This window comes from Nocardioides szechwanensis (genome assembly GCF_900103935.1).
In the GTDB taxonomy this organism is placed as follows: Bacteria; Actinomycetota; Actinomycetes; order Propionibacteriales; family Nocardioidaceae; genus Nocardioides; species Nocardioides szechwanensis.
The window spans coordinates 939,590-958,803 of the sequence record NZ_FNIC01000001.1 but is presented as its reverse complement, the minus strand read 5'-3'; the positions used below and the strand labels follow the sequence as shown (position 1 = coordinate 958,803).

15 protein-coding genes are annotated in these 19,214 nt (G+C 72.2%); 6 read left to right on the top strand and 9 right to left on the bottom strand.

Features of this window, described 5'->3' with window-relative positions; genetic code table 11:
* Positions 1–12: 12 nt before the first annotated feature.
* The 7 genes from BLR90_RS04615 to pepN all read right to left on the bottom strand — a co-directional run bounded on the left by BLR90_RS04615 (position 13) and on the right by pepN (position 10,989).
* Positions 13–537: a hypothetical protein gene (locus BLR90_RS04615; protein WP_091022893.1), complete on the bottom strand. Its 525-nt coding sequence runs from the start codon at positions 535–537 to the stop codon at positions 13–15.
* Between the two features lie 110 nt (positions 538–647).
* Complete coding sequence (locus BLR90_RS04610; protein WP_091022891.1) at positions 648–2,039, bottom strand: TldD/PmbA family protein; 1,392 nt, start codon at positions 2,037–2,039, stop codon at positions 648–650.
* Positions 2,039–3,565: a TldD/PmbA family protein gene (locus BLR90_RS04605; protein ID WP_091022890.1), complete on the bottom strand. Its 1,527-nt coding sequence runs from the start codon at positions 3,563–3,565 to the stop codon at positions 2,039–2,041. The genes BLR90_RS04610 and BLR90_RS04605 overlap by 1 nt, the downstream gene beginning before the upstream one ends.
* Positions 3,566–3,600: 35 nt before the next feature.
* Positions 3,601–6,441 carry an AAA family ATPase gene (locus BLR90_RS04600; RefSeq protein WP_091022888.1) on the bottom strand — a complete coding sequence of 947 codons (2,841 nt, stop codon included), beginning with the start codon at positions 6,439–6,441 and terminating at the stop codon, positions 3,601–3,603.
* Positions 6,441–7,634: an exonuclease SbcCD subunit D gene (locus tag BLR90_RS04595; RefSeq protein WP_091022886.1), complete on the bottom strand. Its 1,194-nt coding sequence runs from the start codon at positions 7,632–7,634 to the stop codon at positions 6,441–6,443. Before BLR90_RS04595 ends, BLR90_RS04600 begins: the two co-directional genes overlap by 1 nt.
* Before the next feature lie 71 nt (positions 7,635–7,705).
* Positions 7,706–8,539, bottom strand: coding sequence for a formate dehydrogenase accessory sulfurtransferase FdhD (locus tag BLR90_RS04590; RefSeq protein ID WP_091022883.1), 834 nt, complete (start codon positions 8,537–8,539; stop codon positions 7,706–7,708).
* Positions 8,540–8,541: 2 nt separating this feature from the next.
* Positions 8,542–10,989 carry an aminopeptidase N gene (pepN, locus tag BLR90_RS04585; protein WP_091023276.1) on the bottom strand — a complete coding sequence of 816 codons (2,448 nt, stop codon included), beginning with the start codon at positions 10,987–10,989 and terminating at the stop codon, positions 8,542–8,544.
* A gap of 136 nt (positions 10,990–11,125) precedes the next feature.
* Between pepN and BLR90_RS04580 the strand changes: the two genes are divergently transcribed.
* On the top strand, positions 11,126–12,886 hold the full coding sequence (locus BLR90_RS04580) for a SpoIVB peptidase S55 domain-containing protein (protein WP_143016106.1): 1,761 nt from the start codon (positions 11,126–11,128) through the stop codon (positions 12,884–12,886).
* 30 nt (positions 12,887–12,916) lie between these two features.
* Complete coding sequence (locus BLR90_RS04575; protein ID WP_091022879.1) at positions 12,917–14,626, top strand: aminotransferase class V-fold PLP-dependent enzyme; 1,710 nt, start codon at positions 12,917–12,919, stop codon at positions 14,624–14,626.
* Positions 14,627–14,769: 143 nt separating this feature from the next.
* Here BLR90_RS04575 and BLR90_RS04570 read toward each other — a convergent pair whose 3' ends face one another.
* Positions 14,770–15,768, bottom strand: a complete 999-nt coding sequence (locus tag BLR90_RS04570; RefSeq protein ID WP_091022877.1) for an NADP-dependent oxidoreductase — start codon at positions 15,766–15,768, stop codon at positions 14,770–14,772.
* Between the two features lie 171 nt (positions 15,769–15,939).
* Between BLR90_RS04570 and BLR90_RS20890 the strand changes: the two genes are divergently transcribed.
* Genes BLR90_RS20890 through BLR90_RS04560 form a run of 3 tightly spaced genes read left to right on the top strand, consistent with a single transcriptional unit; the run spans position 15,940 to position 17,547 of the window.
* Entirely contained in the window at positions 15,940–16,089 is a 150-nt protein-coding gene (locus BLR90_RS20890) for a hypothetical protein (protein WP_170254181.1), read from the top strand.
* A gap of 52 nt (positions 16,090–16,141) precedes the next feature.
* Positions 16,142–16,660, top strand: a complete 519-nt coding sequence (locus tag BLR90_RS04565; protein ID WP_091022875.1) for an OsmC family protein — start codon at positions 16,142–16,144, stop codon at positions 16,658–16,660.
* Complete coding sequence (locus BLR90_RS04560) at positions 16,660–17,547, top strand: oxidoreductase (protein WP_091022873.1); 888 nt, start codon at positions 16,660–16,662, stop codon at positions 17,545–17,547. Before BLR90_RS04565 ends, BLR90_RS04560 begins: the two co-directional genes overlap by 1 nt.
* 17 nt (positions 17,548–17,564) lie before the next feature.
* Here the strand turns inward: BLR90_RS04560 and BLR90_RS04555 are convergent, their stop codons facing one another.
* The gene (locus BLR90_RS04555) at positions 17,565–18,257 is read right to left on the bottom strand and encodes a peptidylprolyl isomerase (protein WP_091022871.1); all 693 of its coding nucleotides are present in this window, start codon (positions 18,255–18,257) and stop codon (positions 17,565–17,567) included.
* A 76-nt stretch (positions 18,258–18,333) separates the two neighbouring features.
* Here BLR90_RS04555 and BLR90_RS04550 point away from each other — a divergent pair, with 76 nt between their 5' ends.
* On the top strand, positions 18,334–19,203 hold the full coding sequence (locus BLR90_RS04550; protein WP_091022869.1) for an LLM class F420-dependent oxidoreductase: 870 nt from the start codon (positions 18,334–18,336) through the stop codon (positions 19,201–19,203).
* Positions 19,204–19,214: the final 11 nt, after the last annotated feature.

Below are 19,214 nucleotides of genomic sequence, written 5' to 3'. Positions count from 1 at the left end.
AGCCGCTGCAGCTCACTCGCCGGTGGTGTCGGTCTTGGTGACGTTGAGGCTGTAGTAGAACGCCGGGGCGCACTCGAGCGGGACGGTGATGCCGTCGTAGCGCAGCACCAGGTCGTAGGCGAGGCGGCGGTGGAAGCCGTCGGCCACGATGTGCTGGCCGGCGTCGTCGTACTCCTCGTGCACGTGCTTCTTCGGTCCGACCCTGGTGGCCGTGCCGCGGACCCGAGCCTGCTTGCCGGCGATGCGCACCCCGGTGCGGACCTGGCCCGCGTCGAGGATGTCGGCCGGCTCACGGGAGTTCGCCAGCTCGGGGTCGTCGGCGAGGATGACCTGGACGTAGTTGGAGTAGGTGTCGTTCTCGTAGAGGTTGACGTACGCCGCGAGGCCGTCGGCCTTGCCGGTGCACTCGAGGACGATGCCCTTCTCCTTGACGACCTCGGCGCGGGGGTTGTCGACCCGGGCCTCGGCGGTGGTGGTGCCGAGCCCGATCAGGGCCGTGGTTGCCGCGAGGGCGGCGAACGCGGGGGTGGTGCGCATGGTGGTGCTCTCCTGGTTCTCGTGGGTTGTCAGAACCAAAGACGCCGTTCGCCGGCGCAGGGTTGCAGCCGGGGTCGGCCTGTCCATACCGGCAGGTCACAACGCCCGGGTCACATCGCCTGGGACACGCTCGACATGTTGAAGTCGGGCACCCGCAGGGCCGGGGTGGCGGTGCGGGAGAAGTAGTCGTCGCCCCACTCGCGGCTGAAGCTCGGGACGGTCGCGGACGCGTGCGAGAAGCGGCGCAGCAGGTCGACCGGGCTCTCGTTGAACCGGAAGTTGTTGACCGAGCCGATGATCTCGCCGTTCTCGACGAGGTAGACGCCGTCGCGGGTCAGCCCGGTCAGGAGCAGGCTCTGCGGGTCGACCTCGCGGATGTACCAGAGGCAGGTCAGCAGCAGGCCGCGCTCGGTCCCGGAGACGAGGTCCTCGATCGACCCGGTGCCCGAGTCGACGGCCAGCACCAGGTTGTCGACCGCGGGGGTGACCGGCTGGCTGGTCATCGCCGCCGAGTGGCGGGTCTGGAGCAGCGACGTGAGCTCTCCGTCGCGGATCCAGTCGGTACGGGCGAGCGGCAGCCCATTGTCGAAGACCGAGGACTCGTTGTCGGAGGACGAGGCGAGCACGAAGGGCGCGCACTCCAGACCGTCGTACGCCGGGTCGGAGAAGAGGTGGACGCCGGGGGCGGTGATCGTCTCGCCGATCCGGGTGCCGACACCGCGCTGGCTGTAGACCGACTGGCCCTCCCAGGCGACCCGCGCGCCGGCGTACCAGTAGGCGTCGATCATCAGGTCCGCCACCGCAGTGGGCGGCAGGATCGTGTCGTAGCGGCCGGCCGGCAGGTCGACGCGGCGGCTGCCCCAGGCGAGACGCTGGGCGAGCTCGGCGTCGAGGGCCAGGGCGTCGACGTCGGCGAAGTCGCGGGTGGCCCCGCCGACCCAGGCGCTCTCGCGGAGGTCGACGGTCTTGCCGGTGCAGGCGTAGTGGCCGGTGGGCTGGACGTGGCGCAGCCGGAGCCCGGTCGTCGAGCCGAGGTAGGTCGTCGAGACCTCGTGGTTGACGAAGCCGTAGAGGACCCGGTCGGCGGCCGACGCGCGTCCGAAGGCCTCACCGAGCGCGGGGGCGAAGGCGTCGTACACATGGATGTCGGTCGGCACCGCCGACTCGTCCCAGTCGGGGGAGACCCGGTCGCGGACGAGCTCGTTGGCGTCCTCGGCGGGGGAGGACAGCCGGGCGGCGGCGTCGGCAGCCTGGACCAGGGCGGTGACCTGGGCCTGGGTGCTGGCGCTCCCGCTGACCGAGCCGGTCGCCACGCCCTCCGACGTGCGGACGAAGGAGATCACGGTGACCGAGATGCCGTGCATGACACCGTTGGTGGTCAGCGTGTTGTTGGCCCAGCGCAGGTTGGCGCTGGTGGTGTCGTGGACGATCACGACGCAGTCGTCGGACGTCGAGACCGCGACCGCCTGGTCGACGAGCGACTGCGGGGTGGTGGTGGACATCAGTGGCCTGCCTCGTCGTTGGTGTTGAGGATCCGGACGCCGCGGAACAGCGAGGTCGGGCACCCATGGCTGACCGCCGCCACCTGCCCGGGCTGGGCCTTGCCGCAGTTGAAGGCACCGCCGAGCTCCCAGGTCTGCGGTCCGCCGACGGCTTCCATCGAGCCCCAGAAGTCGGTGGTCGTGGCCTGGTAGGCGATGTCGCGGACCTGGCCGACGAGCTGCCCGTCGGTGATCGTGTAGAACCGCTGGCCGGTGAACTGGAAGTTGAAGCGCTGCATGTCGATGCTCCACGACTTGTCGCCGACGACGTAGAGCCCGCGTTCGACGCGGCCGATCAGCTCCTCGGTCGACGGCCCGTCGGGTGCCGGCTGCAGGGACACGTTGGCCATCCGCTGGATCGGGATGTGGCCCGGCGAGTCGGCGTAGGCGCACCCGTTGGAGCGTCCGGTGCCGTCGCCGGTGGGGTTGAGCTCCGGGTGCATCCGGCCCATCTGCCGGTCGAGCTGGTAGCCGACCAGCACGCCGTCCTTGACGATGTCCCAGGTCTGGGTCTGCACGCCCTCGTCGTCGTACCCGATGGTGGAGAGGCCGTGCTCGACGGTGCGGTCGCCGGTGACGTTCATGATCGCCGAGCCGTACTGGAGCCGGTTGAGCTGGTCGATGGTGGCGAACGACGTCCCGGCGTAGTTGGCCTCGTAGCCCAGGGCCCGGTCGAGCTCGGTGGCGTGGCCGATCGACTCGTGGATGGTCAGCCACAGGTTGGAGGGGTGGATCACGAGGTCGTAGCTGCCGGCCTCGACGCTGGGGGCCTTCAGCTTCTGGGCGAGGAGCTCGGGGACCTGCTCGATCTCCTCGTCCCAGTCGTAGCTGCCGTCGGTGAGGTACTCCCAGCCGCGGCCGACCGGTGGCGCGATCGACGACATGGAGTCGAACGTGTCGGCGCCGGCGCCCATGGCCTCGAAGCCGGGCTGGAGCCGCACCCGCTGCTGGGTGGTGCGGGTGCCGAGGAGGTCGGCGTAGTACTTGTTCTCCTGGACCTGGAGGAGGTACGCCGAAGCGTGGTCGACCGCCGCGCCGGTGCGGAGCCGGTCGGTCCAGTCGATGAGGAGGGCGGCCTTCTCGGCGACGGGGACGTCGAGCGGGTTGACGAGGTAGGAGGAGACCCAGGTGACGTCGTCGTAGACCGGCTCGGCGGCGACCTCGACCGGCGTACTGGTCATCTCGGCGGCGACCAGGGCGACCGCCACGGCGGTCTCGGCGACTCGGGCGGCCTCCTCGGGCGTGAGGTCGACCCCCGAGGCGAAGCCCCAGGCGCCGTGGTGGATCACCCTCACCGCGAAGCCGAGGTCCTCGGTGTCGCTGGCACCCTGCAGCACCCCGTCGCGCACCCCCAGCCGTTGGTAGCGCACCCGCTCGAAGCGGAAGTCGGCATGGGTCACGCCCAGCTCGCGAGCCCGGCTCAGGGCGGCGCCGCCCAGGCTGCGGTAGGGGAGTGAGGTGAAGGTCTGGTCGAGCTGCGCACTCATGGAGCGAACCTATCCGAGGGGAGCCGCGCGGGTGTTCAGCGGCGGAGGGACAGGGTCGAGCCCTGGCGCGACTTGGCGACCACGAGCTGGGTCGGGATCCGGTCGCGCAGCTCGGCGACGTGGCTGACCACGCCGACCACGCGGCCGCCGTCGCGCAGGGAGTCGAGGGTGTCCATGACGTCGTCGAGCGTGTCGGCGTCGAGCGAGCCGAACCCCTCGTCGACGAACAGCGTGTCGAGCGCGGCGCCGCCCACCTCCTGGGTGATCACGTCGGCGAGCCCGAGGGCCAGCGCCAGCGAGACGACGAAGGTCTCGCCGCCCGAGAGGGTGGCGGGGTCGCGGGTCTCGCCGGACCAGTCGTCGCGCACAAGCAGGCTGAGGCCGCCGCGGGTCTCGCCCGCACCGCGGTCGCCGGTGTGGACCAGGGAGTAGCGCTGGTCGCTCATCCCCGCGAGCCGCTCGTTGGCGGCGGCCACCACCTGCCCGAGCCGGTAGGCGAGGACGTAGGCCGAGAGCCGCATCCGGAGCCGGTTGTCGGGCGCCTTGCCCTCCACGAACGACGCCAGACGACAGGTGAGCTCGTGGTCGGCGCGCAGCGGCTCCCACTGCGCCAGGGAGCGATGGAGGTCGGTGCGCAGCCCGCCGAGCCGGGTCAGCCGGCGCGACAGCTGGTCGAGGCGCCCGCGGCTGCGCGCGAGCCGGGACAGGCAGTCGGCGTGGGCCGCGGCGAGCGGTGCGAGGTCGGGCAGGTCGACGTCGGCGAGCTCGTCGACGCCGGGGGCGCGGAGCACCTCGTCGACGGCTGCCACGCGCTGGTCGTGGGTGATGACGGCGGCATCGAGCCGACCCAGTGCCTGCGGGTCCAGGACGGCTCCGGCAGCAGCCTCGGGCGAGGCGAACCCGGCCTCGAGCGCCGACGTGGTGAGGGCCCGGACGGCGTCGGCGTAGGCCGCTTCGGCGTTGACCAGGGCGTCGAGCGCGGCCAGGGCGAGACGTCCGGTCTCGGCCGCCTCGACCCGTGCGGACAGCAGGCTCTCGAGGTCGTCGAACCCGCTGTCGCTCAGCGCGGCGTCGACGGTCGCCCGCAGCCGCTGGCACTCGGCCTCGAGGGCGTCGAGCCGGGCAGTGGTCTCGGCGGCCTCGCGCTCCAGGCGGCGCCGCCGCTCCTCCAGATCGGGACCGGAGCGGGACGCCCGGACACCCAGCGTGGCGAGCTCGGCCCGGGCGGCCTCGCGCCGGCCGTGCAGCTCGGTCACCGACTCGTCGCCGACCAGCGCCCGAAGGGCGTCGCGCCGGGTCGCGAGGTCGCGCACCTCGACGTCACGCAGGTGCTCGGTGGCCTTGGCGTCGTCGACCGCCCGGAGTGCAGCCTTCTCGACCGCGGCGTCGGGGGCGCCCGGCAGGGGAGCCGCCTTGTGGGGGTGGTCGGCGGACCCGCAGACCGGGCAGCAGGCGCCCACCGCCAGCGCGCACGCGATCTCGCCGGCCATGCTGTCCAGCCGGGCCTCGCGCACGGACAGCAGCTGCTCCTGCAGCGCGAGCGCCGTCTCCTTGGCGTCGTGCCACTCCTCGCGGGCGACCACCAGCGAGGCGGCGACCGTGGCCAGCTCGTCGTGCTGCGCGAGACGGGCCTCGATCTCGGCCAGGCGCGTGAGCACGCCGACCTCGGCGCTCGCGCGGCTGATCTCGACCGCGCGTGTCTCGAGCCCGGCCACCTCCCGGGACAGGGCGGTCACGCGGGCGGCGTCGGGCCGCAGGGCCCGGACCGCCGCAGCCTCCTCCACGGCGCGCTGCACCTGCTCGGCGAGCTGGTCGCGGTCGGTGGCGTCGAGCGTCGCGACCGTCGCGGTGAGCTCGTCGCGCTGGGCGGCGGCCTCCTGCGTCAGCCGCAGGAGAGGTACGACGGCAGCGGCGCTGCGGGCGGCCGCGAGCTGGCGCCGGTCGCGCTCGACCCGGGCGGCGGCAGCCGTGAGCCGCTCCCGCTCGGCCACTGCGTCGCGGTAGCGCGAGAGCCGCTGGTGGATGTCGCGGGCCGCATCGGCCGCCTCTCGGGCGGCGACCTCGGCCGCCTGGGCCGCGTCGGCCTCGGTGAGCGCGAGCAGGTGCTCGGCCTGCGCCCGGTCTGGGACGGCGTCGGCCCACTGGGCCAGGGCGCCGTCGTCGGCGGGCTCGGTGAGGTCGCGCACGTCCCAGTCGGCGGGCAGCGGCTCGGCGGCCGCCTCGCTGACCCGGCTGACCAGGTCGGCCACCTCCTGGTGGGCCAGCTCGCAGTCGCGCCCGAGCCGGACCCGCCGCTCGCGCAGCCACCGCTCGACGTCGGCGAAGCGTCCGGTGCGGAAGAGCTGCTGGAGCACCGCGTGACGCTCCTCGGAGCGGGCCCGCAGGAACGCCTGGAAGCGCCCTTGCGGCAGCATCGCGACCTGCGTGAACTGGGCGACGTTCATGCCGACGACGTGGCTGACGAGGTGTCCGGTCTCGTCGAGGCGGCTCGACAGGTGGCGCCACTCGCCGTCGACGCGCTCGAAGAGGGCGACCCGCGCCTGCTCGGTGGTGGTGCCGGTGCCGCGCTTCTTGGGCCGCTCCCACGCGGGCGAACGCTCGATGCGCCAGCGGCGTCCAGCCAGGGTCGCCTCCAGCGTCACCGCGGGGGCGAGGCCGGGCGCGGCCTGGTCGCAGCGCAGTCGCCGGGCGGCGTTGCGGTCGCCGGGCACGTCGCCGTAGAGCGCGAAGCAGACGGCGTCGAGCACGCTGGTCTTGCCGGCTCCGGTGGCTCCGGACAGCAGGAAGAGCCCGGCCTCCGAGAGCTCGTCGAAGTCGACCTCGACGGTGCCGGCGAACGGGCCGAACGCGGTGGCGCGCAGGTGATGGAGCCGCATCAGAACAGCCCCTCCGGGTCGCCGTCGTCGGGCTCGTGCGAGAGCAACGATTCGACGTCGGTGTCGTCGCAGCACTCGTCGACCGCCTGGACCAGCAGCGCCGCCTCGGCGTCGTCGGGAGGGCCTCCCCGCAGGTCGGTCATGAACTCCAGCGCGATGTCGCGGTCGGTGCGGGCGTGGGTCGCCAGCGCTGGCAGCGCCCCGATCCGCGGAGCGGTCGACTCGAAGTGCAGCACCAGGGTGTGCGGGAAGCGTCGCCGCAGCCGCTCCATCGCCCGGCTCGGCCGGGCCGGGTCGGTGAGGGTCGCCTCCACCCACGACTGCTCGTGGGCGGCCAGTGCGGGGTCGGACAGCAGCGACTCGAGGGTGCCGCGCAGCCGGCTGACCCGCCGCGGCACCGGCGCCTCGAGGAAGTGGGCGCCCGCGAAGCCACGCCCGTCGAGCTCAACCAGCCACGAGCCCTTGCGGTGGGCGGCCTCGGAGAAGGAGTAGGCGAGCGGCGAGCCGCTGTAGCGCACCTGCTCGCGCAGCACGTGGGCGCCGTGGAGGTGACCCAGCGCGGTGTAGTCGACGCCGTCGAACACGCTGGTCGGCACCAGCGAGACGCCGCCGACGGAGATGTCGCGCTCCGAGTCGCTGGGCTCGGCGCCGGCCACGAACGCGTGGGCCAGCACCACAGACCGGGTGCCCGCCGGCTGTCGGGCCAGGTCGCTGCGCACCCGGCCCATCGCGTGGGTGAGCGCGGCCTCGTGGGAGCGCGCGGACAGCCCCCACGGCTCGACCAGCGCGGTGGGGTCGAGGTAGGGCAGGCCGTAGACCGCGACCGGGCCGTCGTCGTCGCCGACCAGCACGGGCACGCCGCACGTGGCGGAGTCGGTGCGGATGTGGACGCCGGCGGCGTCGATCAGCCGGGAGCTGAAGCCGAGCCGCCGGGCGGAGTCGTGGTTGCCGCTGGTGAGTACGACGTCAGCACGCGACGCCGCGAGCCGCACCAGCGCGTCGTCGGCGAGCAGCACCGCGTCGACGTGGGGGAGCGCCCGGTCGTAGATGTCGCCGGCGACCACCACCAGGTCGACCCGCTCGGACTCCACGACCTCCAGCAGGTGGTCGAGGTAGACGGCTTGGTGCGCGAGCATCCCCTCACGGTGGAAGGACCGGCCCAGGTGCCAGTCGGAGGTGTGGAGGATGCGCACGTCCCGAACCTAGGCGGCGGCGCCGACAGGTCGGCGTACCCACGCCGGGGCCCGGCCGGCTGGGGCCGGGATCACCCGCTGTAGCGCACCGTCCGGTCCTCGGTGGTGAAGCCGTAGAGGCCCAGCCCGGCCCGCGAGGCGAGGCCCGCGGCGAGGCTGGTCGGCGCGCCGACGGCCACCAGGGTGCCGACCCCGGTCGCGACCGCCTTCTGCACGAGCTCGAAGCCGGCTCGTCCGCTCACCACCAGGCAGGCCTCGGCGGGTGAGGCGCCGGCCAGGAGCCGGGCGCCGGTGACCTTGTCGACGGCGTTGTGGCGCCCGACGTCCTCGCGTACGACGAGGGCGTCGCCGTCGGCGGTGAAGAGACCGGCCGCGTGGACCCCGCCGGTGCGCGCGAAGAGCGGTTGCTGGTCGCGCAGCAGCCCCGGCAGCCGTCGTACGACGCCGGGGTCGGGCGCCGGGCCGGCCCAGCGCTGCCCGTGCCGGACGGTGAGCGCCTCGGCGATGCTGTCCTTGCCGCAGACCCCGCACGCCGACGAGCCGGACGACTGGGCGACGTGGCGGTGGCCGGGGTCGCCCATCGGCGGGCCGTCGAGGGTGACGGTGACGACGTTGAGCTCCTGCTCGGGCGTGAGGTCCTCGTCGGTGCAGTAGGCGACTCCCGCCACCTGGCCCACGCCGGCGACGCCCTCGTGCAGCAGCCAGCCCGCCGCCAGCTCGAAGTCGTGGCCGGGCGTGCGCATCGTGACCCACACCCGGCGCGCGGCCGAGCCCGGCCAGGCGAGCCGGATCTCGAGCGGCTCCTCGGTGGCGAGCCGGTCCTCGCGGCCCGAGACGCCCTCGCCGGTGACCTCCTCGATCCGGGTCCGCACCGAGGGGCCTGGCCGGCGCTCTCGCGACTCCATGCTCACGCCACGGGATAGGCGGCGCGCACGGCAAGCCGGCGGGCCAGCTCGTCGGCCTGGTCGAGCACCCGGCGGCGCATCGACAGGTCGAGGCCGGGCAGCTCGGTGAGCGCCCGCGCCCGGGCCAGCGTGTCGTCGTCGAGGGCGGGCAACGGGAAGAACGCCTCGGCCGCGTCGGCCAGGACCCACCCGCTGCGCACGCGCACCGTCGCGGGCAGCTCGTCGAAGTAGCGCGCGACGTACGGCGCGGTCAGGTGCTCCTGCCCGCCCCGCCACATGCCTTCACCGGCCGCGACGAGCTCGTAGTTGGGTACGTCGACCTCGCCGGTGAACCGGGCCCACGCGAACTCCTTGGCCTCGGCCGTCGGCAGCGACACCCGGGCCCGGGTGTGCTCGACCCGCGAGATCGCCGTGGGCTCCTCGGCGAGCGCGGCGTCGAGGGCTGACGCGTCGGTCGCCCCCAGCGTCGCCAGGCGGACCAGCACCCGCCACCGCAGCTCGAGGTCGCGCTCGAGGCCGAGCGGGAGCTCGCCCGTGAGCCAGCTCTCCAGCCGGGCGGGGTCGGTGCTGGTGCCGATCGCCGTACGGAACGCGGCGAGCTGGAGCTCGGACCCCTCGGGCGAGGAGTCCAGCCGCGTGAGGGCGGCGCGGTGCACCCGCTCGAGCGACCCCTCGGGTGCAATGGGGAGCACCGCGGACAGCACCCACGGCAGCGTGTGGCGCTTGGTGAGCTCGGTGTCCTCGATCGGCAACCGGACCTCGAGCAGGTCGACCACGTCGACGGGTGAGAGCAGGGCGTTGTGGAAGCCGCTGCGCACGGAGTTCCAGATCGCGGCGAGCAGCGCGTCGTCGGTGACCGACGGCAGCAGCTCCTTGAGCGCGTCGACGGTGGCCTGGTCGGGCGGGAAGATGCCCCAGCTGTCCTCGTAGGGGTCGACGACGACGGCCGACCCGCCCGCGTCGAACGGCGTCTCGGGGCCGTCGAGGGTCACCGCGGTGGTGCGCCACGTGCCGTCCACCGCGGTGGCGACGCGGAGCACGTGCGTGCGGTCGGCCGGGTGCTCGGCCGGCGGCGTACGGCGGAGCAGGCCGGCGTCGCGGTCGAGGACCACTGTGTCGGGGCCGGCGGTGCGCAGCCAGCTGGACGTGAAGTCGGAGAGGTCGGGGGCGCCGGCCTTCTCCCAGCTGCCGAACAGGTCCGCCATCGTGGCGTTGCCGAAGCGGTGGGCCGTGAAGTGGTCGATCACGCCTGCGAAGAACACCTCGTCGCCGAGCCGCGCGTTGAGCTGCTTGAGGATGGTCGAGCCCTTGGCGTAGGAGATGCCGTCGAAGTCCTGCAGCGCCGCGACCGCGTCGAACGCGCCGTTGCTCGCCACCGGGTGGGTGGTCGGGCGCTGGTCGGCGGTCAGGCCCCACAGGCGCCGGTCGTAGGCCTGGTGCGTCCACGTGTCGCCGTACTCCGTGACGTCGGCGGTGACCCGGTTGCCCAGGTATTCCGCGAAGGACTCGTTGAGCCACAGGTCGTCCCACCACTTCGGGGTGACGATGTTGCCGAACCACTGGTGCGCCATCTCGTGGGCGATGGTGGTCGCGCGCAGGACACGGGCACCCCGGGTGACCCGGGAGCTGAAGATCAGCGGGTCGCGGAACGTCACGCAGCCGGGGTTCTCCATCGCGCCGGCGTTGAACTCGGGCACGAACGCCTGGTGGTAGTCGCCGAACGGGTAGCGGATGCCAAAGAGCCGGTGGAACTCGTCGAAGCACTGCCGGGTCATCGTGAGGATCTCGTCGGCGTCCTTGTCGAGGTCGCGCGCGATGCTGGCCCGCGAGCTCAGGCCGAGCGGGATCCCGTCGTGCTCGTCGCGGACCAGGTGGTAGGGCCCGGCGACCAGGGTGACGAAGTACGTCGACAGCGGCTGGGTCGTCGCCAGCTCCCACACCCCCGGCTCCGGGTTGGTAGCCGGGCTGTTGCCGATCACCACCCAGTCCTCGGGCGCGCGCACGTGGAAGGTGTAGGGCGCCTTGAGGTCCGGCTGGTCGAAGCACGCGAAGATGCTGGGCGCGGCGTCCATGAAGCTCATGCCGTAGACGTAGTGGCGCCCGTCGGCGGGGTCGACGCTGCGGTGCAGGCCCTCGCCGTCGTTGCGGAAGCGCATCACGGCGTCCACGACGAGCTCGTTGGCACCCGCCTCGGTCTCGAGCGGCAGGCGGCCGCGGTCGAGCAGCTCGGCGTCGACGGGCCGGCCGTTCAGCGTGATCGAGTGGACCCGGAGCGGCTTCAGGTCGACGAAGGTCGGCCCGCCCTGGCTGGTGAACCGGAGCGTCGTGACCGACCCGAACGTCGCCTCGTCGGAGGCCAGGTCAAGGCGTACGTCGTAGGAGTCGACGTGCAGCCGAAAGAACCGGTCCTGGGCCTCGGTGTGCTGCAGACTCTGGGTGGGACTCGTCATCAGCACACCCTATGTCTCGCCCGGTCAACGAGCCGGACACCAAGCGGGCAACCAGCGGGCAACCAAACGCGTGCTCACGACGTCGTACCACCAGGAGCGCGCGCCGCACGCTCGGTCTCGGGAGGAAGGTCCGTACATGACACACACCATGCTTCGCCGCCGGGGGCTCCGTCGCAGGAGCAGGACCCTGGCCACTCTCACCTCGGCGATGGGGCTGCTCCTCGGGGCGGTCGCCCTCACATCGGGCCCGGCCGGCTCGGCCGAGCCCGCGGGCGACTGCACCGACACCTTCCCGCTGGCCGGCGTCACGAAGGGCCAGCTCGTCGAGGGGCTCACCGTCGACTCGGGGGTCACCCCCGAGCCGTTCAGCGGCGAGGTGCTCGGCGTGCTCGAGAGCGGGATCGCGCCCGGGCTCGACATGATCATCATGGAGCTCGACTCGCCCGCCATCCAGGACGCCAAGGGCATCTGGCAGGGCATGTCCGGCTCGCCCGTATACGACGCCACCGACGGGCGGCTCATCGGCGCCGTCGCCTACGGCCTCGCCTACGGGCCGTCCCCGATCGCGGGCATCACGCCCTTCGAGGACATGGACGACTACCTCGCCACCGCGGCCGGCCGGCCCGGACGGGTCGAGGTCGGCAAGACGATGGCGCAGCGGATCGCCGCTCACTCCGACGCGACGACGGCCCAGGCCTCGCAGGGCCTGCGCCAGCTCCCGATGCCGCTCGGCGTCTCGGGACTCAGCGCCCAGCGGCTCAGCTCGCTCAAGGACCGCCGCCCCTACGTCTCCCCGCAGACCTACGTCGTCGGCGAGGCGGGCGTGGCCGGCGCACCGACCGCCGAAGACATCGTCGCGGGCGGCAACATCGCCGCCTCGCAGTCCTACGGCGACATCACCTCCGCCGGCGTCGGCACGGCCACGCAGGTGTGCGACGGACGGGTCGTGGGCTTCGGTCACCCGATGGTCTTCTCCGGCGACTCGACCATGTCCATGCACCCCGCCGACGCCATCTACGTCCAGGCGGACTCGCTGGGCGCGCCGTTCAAGGTCGCCAACCTGGGTGCGCCGGTCGGCACCATCACCGACGACCACCTGACCGGGATCACCGGTTCGTACGGCGCGCTTCCCGACTCCTTGACGGTGACCTCCGACGTCACCCACGGCGACCGGTCACGTGAGGGCACCTCCCACGTGACGGTGCCGATGGCGGCCGCCGAGGTCACGTTCTACCAGCTGATCGGCAACCACGACCGCGTCATCGACGGGATCATCCGGGGCACCGAGACGCAGAGCTGGACCATCCGCGGCACCGATGCCGGTGGGGTCCCCTTCACAGCCGAGTTCAGTGACCGCTACACGTCGCTGTACGACGTCACCTTCGAGGCCAGCTACGAGCTGCCGGACCTCGTCTACGGGATGAGCCAGATCCCCGGCGTCACCATCGAGGAGGTCACCTCGAACGCCGTGGTGACCGACTCGACCGACCGGTACACGGTCGGGGCGGTCCAGCAGTACCGCCAGGGTGCGTGGGTCACGCTCGGCAAGAAGGACCCGGCGCTGGTCAAGGCGGGCGGCAAGCTGATCCTGCGCTCGCTGCTCCGTGGCCCCTCGGGAGTCGAGACGGTCACGACGTCCTTCACCGTGCCCAAGCGGGCGCAGGGCACGAAGGGCTCGCTGTCGTTCATCGGAGGCAACGAGCTCTACTCCGAGGCGGCGTACCAGAACTCCCTCAGCAAGATCCTGGCCGGCATCGACAAGATGGTCCGCAACGACCAGGTCCAGGTCGACCTCGGCCTCTTCGGTCGCAACACGGAGGTCACGAAGAGCCAGGTGCTCGGACCGTTCGACCTCGTGGTCACCGGCGGCCGCCGGGTGCGGGTGATCGTCTCCTAGCGGCACCGCCCAGGGGCCTATCGTGGGGGCATGTCCTCCCCGGTGCCCGACGTCGAGAAGCAGTCGCTGCTGCGGCTGATCCGCGAGTCGGTCATCGGGGAGGACCACCTCATGCAGACGCCCTACGGCCTGCGGCGGGTGACCTACGCCGACTACACGGCGTCCGGACGGGCGCTGACGTTCATCGAGGACTTCATCCGCGAGCAGGTGCTGCCCGGCTACGCCAACACCCACACCGAGTCCAGCGGCACGGGGCTTCAGACCACCCGGCTGCGTGAGGACGCGCGCAAGATCATCCACGACGCCGTCGGCGGCGACGACGACACCGTCGTGGTCTTCGCGGGCTCCGGCTGCACCGGGGCGATCGCCAAGCTGATCGGGATCCTCGGGCTGCGGCTGCCCTCGGCCCTCGAGGACACCTACCACCTGAGCGAGCACATCGCGCCGTCCGAGCGGCCGGTGGTCTTCCTCGGGCCCTACGAGCACCACTCCAACGAGATCCCGTGGCGCGAGTCCATCGCCGACGTCGTGGTGATCCACCAGGACGCCGACGGGGGAGTGGACCAGGACGACCTGCGCACGCAGCTCGAGAAGTACGCCGAACGGCCGCTCAAGGTGGGCTCGTTCTCCGCAGCCTCCAACGTCACGGGGATCCTCTCCGACACCGCCGGCATCGCCACCCTGCTCCACGAGCACGGGGCGCTGAGCTTCTGGGACTTCGCCGCGGCGGCTCCGTACATCGACATCGAGATGGGCCCGGTCGACGCCTCACGGCCGTTGTCCTACAAGGACGCGATCTTCCTGTCGCCGCACAAGTTCATCGGCGGCCCGTCGACGCCCGGGGTGCTGGTCGCGCGGCGCGAGCTGTTCAGCAACCGGGTGCCGGACGTGCCCGGCGGCGGCACCGTGCTCTACGTCAACGACGACGACCACCGCTACTTCACCGACCCCGCCCACCGCGAGGAGGGCGGCACGCCGGCGATCATCGAGTCCGTGCGTGCGGGACTGGTCTTCCAGCTCAAGGAGGCGGTCGGCACCGAGACGATCCGGTGCCAGGAGGACCGCCACCTCGAGCGCGCCATCGGCGCCTGGAAGGACGACCCGGCCATCGAGCTGCTCGGCAACCTCGACGCCCACCGGCTCTCCATCGTCTCGTTCATCCTGCGCTCGCCGTCGGGGCGCTACCTGCACCACAACTACGTGGTGGCGCTGCTCAACGACCTCTTCGGGATCCAGTCGCGCGGTGGCTGCTCCTGCGCCGGGCCCTACGGGCACCGTCTCCTCGGCATCGACCTCGAGCGCTCCCACGAGTTCGAGCGCGAGATCGCGGGCGGGTGCGAGGGCATCAAGCCCGGCTGGGTGCGGGTCAACTTCAACTACTTCGTCTCCGACGCCGTCGCCGACTACGTCGTGGCGGCGGTGCAGCTGGTGGCGCGCGACGGCTGGCGGCTGCTGGGCGACTACCGCTTCGACCCGGTCACCGGCCACTGGCGCCACCGTGACGGCGTCGTCACCCCGCCGCTGTCGCTGTTCGACGTGTCGTACGCCGGTGGTGTGGCGTCCATGCCGACCAACTCGGCCACCGGGGGAGTGGAGCTGCTCGTCGACCACCTCCGCGAGGGCGCCGAGATCCTCAGCGCCGCCGTCGGCCCCGACCTCTCCGCCCACCCCGGCAACGTCAGCGCCGACTTCGAGCACCTGCGGTGGTTCGACCTCCCCGCCGCCTGCCTGTCCACCTGACCTGTCGCTCCGCGGACGTGTGGTCTGGTCACAAACCGCACGTCCGCGCCCGAGATGAACGCGGTTTGGTCACAAACCGCAGTCCCGGGACTCGTGGAGCTGCGGTTTGTGACCAAACCGCATCCACCACGAGCCGCGGCGACTCAGAGACGCACCAGCATCTTGCCGGTGTTGGCGCCGGAGTAGAGCCCGCGGAACGCGTCGACCATCTGGTCGAGGCCCTCGAAGTACGTCTCGCGGAACTTCAGCTCGCCGGCGGCCAGCCAGGCACCCGCGTCGCGGTAGAAGTCGGGCGCGGCCTTGCCGTGGTCGCTGACCACGAACCCGCGCAGCGTCAGCTTCTTGGAGATCAGCATCATCAGGTTGCGGGGGCCGGGCACCGGCGCCTCGGCGTTGTAGTCCGCGATCGCCCCGCACGCGGCGATCCGGCCGAAGTCGGCCATGTGGAACAGCGCCCCCTCGAGGTGGTCGCCGCCGACGTTGTCGAAGTAGACGTCGACCGGGCCGTGGGGTGCGAGCTGCTTGGCGACCGGCCCGTCGTGATAGTCGAACGCGGCGTCGTACCCGAGCTCGTCGACGAGCCACGCCACCTTCTGCGGGGACCCGGCCGACCCGATGACCTTCGCGGCGCCGAGCTTGCGCGCGATCTGCCCGGCGAGCGACCCGACGGCGCCGGCCGCGCCGGAGACGAAGACCGTGTCGCCCTCGTGGACCTCGGCGATCCGGGTGAGCCCGACGTACGCCGTGAGGCCGGGCATGCCGAGGACCCCGAGGTAGGCGCTGGCCGGCACCTGGGACACGTCGAGCTTCCGCGCGTGCTTGGCGGGGAGTACGGCGTGCTCGCGCCAGCCCGCCATGTGGAGCACGGTGTCGCCGGGCTGGAGGTCGTCCGAGGCGGAGCGTTCGACGACGCCCACCGCCCCACCCTCGAGGGGCGCGTTCAGCTCGAACGGGGGGACGTAGGACTTCACGTCGTTCATCCGGCCGCGCATGTAGGGGTCGACCGACAGCACCGTGTTGCGGACCAGCACCTCGCCGGGCGCCGGGTCCGCGAGCTCGACCTCGTGGGTGACGAAGTGCTCGGGTCCGGGCAGGCCGGACGGACGGGCGGACAAGTGGATCTGGCGGGTTGTCGAGGGCATGGGAACGATCCTGTCAGGGCCTCGAAACGGCCCCCGGAGGGTGTGCGACATCACGTCGTCGCTGATGCGGATCCGGCCTGGGCGGGCGGCTACGATGTAAGAGTCGCAAAGGTGACAGAAGGCATTACACCGAGCATGACCCGGAAGACCGGGTCGAGAGGATGAGACACCATGACGACGGAGCTGCACCTGGCCCGAGGAATCGTCCAAGGACGGGTCCACGCCGACCAGGAACACGCGCTGCTCCGTAACGTCGAGCTGGCTCTCCGCGAGGCTCGCAAGCAGCGGCGCAACGCCGTGCGGAGCCACCGCACCCGCTGACCCGGTTCAGGCTCCCGGGCCGTCGCCGGGCGGGTCTGGCAGGCTGTGCGCCATGACGCACGAGCACCCTGCTGGTACCCCCGAAAGCACTGCCCTGGGCAGTCCCGACAGCACCCCGGCGCCCAGTTCGGAGCACCAGCCCGACACCTGGCGCGGGATCGACCTCGTGCGCATCGGCGAGGGGCGCTACAAGGCCACCAACGCGCGCGGGGGACTGGTGCCGATGGGCAGCGGGGGAGACGACCCCGACTTCACGCCCGTCGAGCTGCTGCTGGCTGCCCTCGCCGGGTGCGCCGGGGTCACCGTCGACGAGCTCACCAGCCGTCGCGCCGAGCCCACGTCGTTCCACCTCACCGCCGAGGGCCACAAGGTCCACGACGAGGGCGGCAACCACCTGGTGGGTCTCAAGGTCACCTTCGACGTGACCTTCCCCGAGGGTGCCGACGGCGACCGCGCCCGCGAGTTCCTGCCGCGTGCCATCGAGCAGACGCACGACCGGATCTGCACGGTGTCGCGCACCGTGGCTCTCGGCGAGCCGGTGGAGTACGCCGTCGCCGAGGCCCACGACTGATGGCTGGCCCCAAGGTCGCTCCGTGGACCGAGATCCCGCGCCAGGACGGGCGCCGGTTCGTGGTCACCGGGGCCAACAGCGGGATCGGGTTCGAGACCGCGAAGGCGCTCGCCGGCCGCGGTGCCCACGTCGTCCTGGCGGTGCGCAACGCCACCAAGGGTGAGGAGGCCGCCGCCCAGATGCCGGGCTCGGTCGAGGTCCGGACCCTCGACGTGTCCGACCTGTCGTCGGTGCGCGCCTTCGCCGCCGACGTCGGGGACGTCGACGTACTCGTCAACAATGCCGGCATCCTCGGGGTGCCCGAAGGACAGAGCGCCGACGGCATCGAGCTGCACTTCGCGACCAACCACCTCGGGCACTACGCGCTCACCAACCTGCTGCTGCCGCGCCTCACCGACCGGGTCGTGGTGGTGGGCTCGCAGTCACACCGCTCCGGGGTGCTCGACCTCGACGACCTCGACTGGAAGCGCCGCGGCTACTCGCCCTACGGCGCCTACGCGCAGTCCAAGCTGGCCAACATGCTGTTCCTGGCCGAGCTGCAGCGCCGCCTGACTGCGGTGGGCTCGAGCCTGCGGGTCACCGGCGGCCACCCCGGCTCCACCGTCACGGCGATCACCGGCAACACCGGCAACGCCCTCAAGACGTGGATCGGCTCGTGGGGCCACGGCCTGGTGGGGATGCCGGCGTGGAAGGGCGCCCTGCCGACGCTGTTCGCCGCGACCATGGACGTCCCGGGCAACACCTACGTCGGCCCGCACCGGCTGCGCGAGATGAGCGGCTGGCCGGTCCCGGTCGGCCGCAGCAGCAGCGCCAGCGATCCCGAGCTCGCCAAGGCGCTGTGGGTGGCGTCCGAGAAGCTCAGCGGGGTCTCGTTCCCGCTGGCCTGACGCCACCCAGCGCCGCGTTAGTTGACGGTCATCCCCTCGATCGTGACGGGGGAGGCCGGAGGCCCGTCCTCGTAGCCACCCTCGACGCCCTCGTCGGCGATGTCCTGGACCACGCCGAGCGTGGCGGGGTCGACGGAGCCGAAGACGGTGTAGGCGGGGTCGAGCTGCGAGTCGCCGTAGACGATGAAGAACTGCGAGCCGTTGGTGTCGGGGCCGGCGTTGGCCATGGCCAGCGTGCCGGCGCCGTAGGTCTCGTCACCGGTGAGCTCGTCGGCGAAGCTGTATCCGGGGCCACCGGAGCCGGAGGCGCTCGGGTCGCCGCACTGCAGGACCTGGAGGAAGGGACCGGTCGTGAGCCGGTGGCACACGGTGTCGTCGAAGTAGCCCTGCGCCGCGAGCGACGTGAAGGAGTTGACCGTGCACGGGGCCGCGCCCGCGTCGAGGGTGACGTCGACGTCACCGGCGGAGAGGGAGATGGTCATGGCGACCTCTCCGTCGTACGCCGCCTGGTCGGCCGGGAGGTCGACCTCCTTGGCCGCGGGGGCGCCGTCCTCCTCGTAGACGCAGTCGGCGCCGTCGGGGTTGGTGGGCTGCTCGGAGCTCTGGTCCGAGGTGTCGCGGGCCGAGGTGGGCTCGTCGTCGTCGCTGCACGCGGAGAGGCCGGCCAGGAGCACGAGTGCCGCGGCGGCGGCGAGGGGTCGCTTCAACATGCGGTCGATCGTAGGGGAGTGGTGCCGGCAGGCAGCAACGGCTGGCCTGTCTGGCTCTCCTGGCTACGCTCGCGGCATGGAGCTGGGAGTGCACTACGCGAACTTCACCCACCCCGACTGGCAGCACCGCCTCGAGGAGCGCCTCACCGAGACCGCCCGGGCTGCCGACGGGGGAGGCGCGTCGCTCTTCACCGTCATGGACCACTGGTTCCAGATGGAGGAGATGGGGGGACCGGCCGAGCCGATGCTCGAGGGCTACACGACGCTGGGCTACCTGGCCGGCGTGACCGACCGGATCCGGCTGAGCCTGCTCGTGACCGGTGCGACGTACCGCCACCCGGGGCTCCTCGCCAAGACCGTCACGACCCTTGACCGCCTGTCGCAGGGCCGGGCGATGCTCGGCATCGGGGCGGCCTGGTACGAGCGCGAGCACGCCGGGCTCGGCGTACCGTTCCCTCCCACGAAGGAGCGCTTCGAGCGCCTCGAGGAGACGCTCCAGATCTGCCAGCAGATGTGGAGCGACAACGACGGGCCCTACGACGGCAAGCACTTCCAGCTCGCCGAGACGGTCTGCGTGCCCCCGCCCGTCCAGCAGCCGCAGGTCCCGATCCTGGTCGGGGGAGCGGGGGAGAAGAAGACCCTGCGCTTCGTCGCCCAGTACGCCGCGGCGTGCAACATCTTCGGCGTCGCCCCCGACGTGATGCGCCACAAGCTGGACGTGCTGCGCGGCCACTGCCACGACGTCGGTCGCGACTACGACTCGATCGAGAAGTCGATGATCCTGATGGCCGACCCGATCGGGGAGCGCGACGAGTTCCTCCGGTCCATGGCGGAGTACGCCGCGCTCGGGATCACCCTGGTCACCCTGGTGCCGCTGGCCGACGACCCGGTCGCCTGGACCACCGAGGTCTGCGAGCAGGTCCTGCCGCGCCTGCAGGAGCTGTGAGGCCCTAGCGT

Excerpts from the sequence above, each read along its gene's own strand:
- BLR90_RS04575 (WP_091022879.1), top strand. The coding sequence starts at position 12,917 with ATGTCCTCCCCGGTGCCCGACGTCGAGAAGCAGTCGCTGCTGCGGCTG.
- BLR90_RS04550 (WP_091022869.1), top strand. The coding sequence starts at position 18,334 with ATGGAGCTGGGAGTGCACTACGCGAACTTCACCCACCCCGACTGGCAG.
- BLR90_RS04590 (WP_091022883.1), bottom strand. The coding sequence starts at position 8,539 with ATGGAGTCGCGAGAGCGCCGGCCAGGCCCCTCGGTGCGGACCCGGATC.
- BLR90_RS04560 (WP_091022873.1), top strand. The coding sequence starts at position 16,660 with ATGGCTGGCCCCAAGGTCGCTCCGTGGACCGAGATCCCGCGCCAGGAC.
- BLR90_RS04555 (WP_091022871.1), bottom strand. The coding sequence starts at position 18,257 with ATGTTGAAGCGACCCCTCGCCGCCGCCGCGGCACTCGTGCTCCTGGCC.
- pepN (WP_091023276.1), bottom strand. The coding sequence starts at position 10,989 with ATGACGAGTCCCACCCAGAGTCTGCAGCACACCGAGGCCCAGGACCGG.
- BLR90_RS04570 (WP_091022877.1), bottom strand. The coding sequence starts at position 15,768 with ATGCCCTCGACAACCCGCCAGATCCACTTGTCCGCCCGTCCGTCCGGC.
- BLR90_RS04615 (WP_091022893.1), bottom strand. The coding sequence starts at position 537 with ATGCGCACCACCCCCGCGTTCGCCGCCCTCGCGGCAACCACGGCCCTG.
- BLR90_RS04565 (WP_091022875.1), top strand. The coding sequence starts at position 16,142 with ATGACGCACGAGCACCCTGCTGGTACCCCCGAAAGCACTGCCCTGGGC.
- BLR90_RS04605 (WP_091022890.1), bottom strand. The coding sequence starts at position 3,565 with ATGAGTGCGCAGCTCGACCAGACCTTCACCTCACTCCCCTACCGCAGC.
- BLR90_RS04610 (WP_091022891.1), bottom strand. The coding sequence starts at position 2,039 with ATGTCCACCACCACCCCGCAGTCGCTCGTCGACCAGGCGGTCGCGGTC.
- BLR90_RS20890 (WP_170254181.1), top strand. The coding sequence starts at position 15,940 with ATGACGACGGAGCTGCACCTGGCCCGAGGAATCGTCCAAGGACGGGTC.
- BLR90_RS04580 (WP_143016106.1), top strand. The coding sequence starts at position 11,126 with ATGACACACACCATGCTTCGCCGCCGGGGGCTCCGTCGCAGGAGCAGG.
- BLR90_RS04600 (WP_091022888.1), bottom strand. The coding sequence starts at position 6,441 with ATGCGGCTCCATCACCTGCGCGCCACCGCGTTCGGCCCGTTCGCCGGC.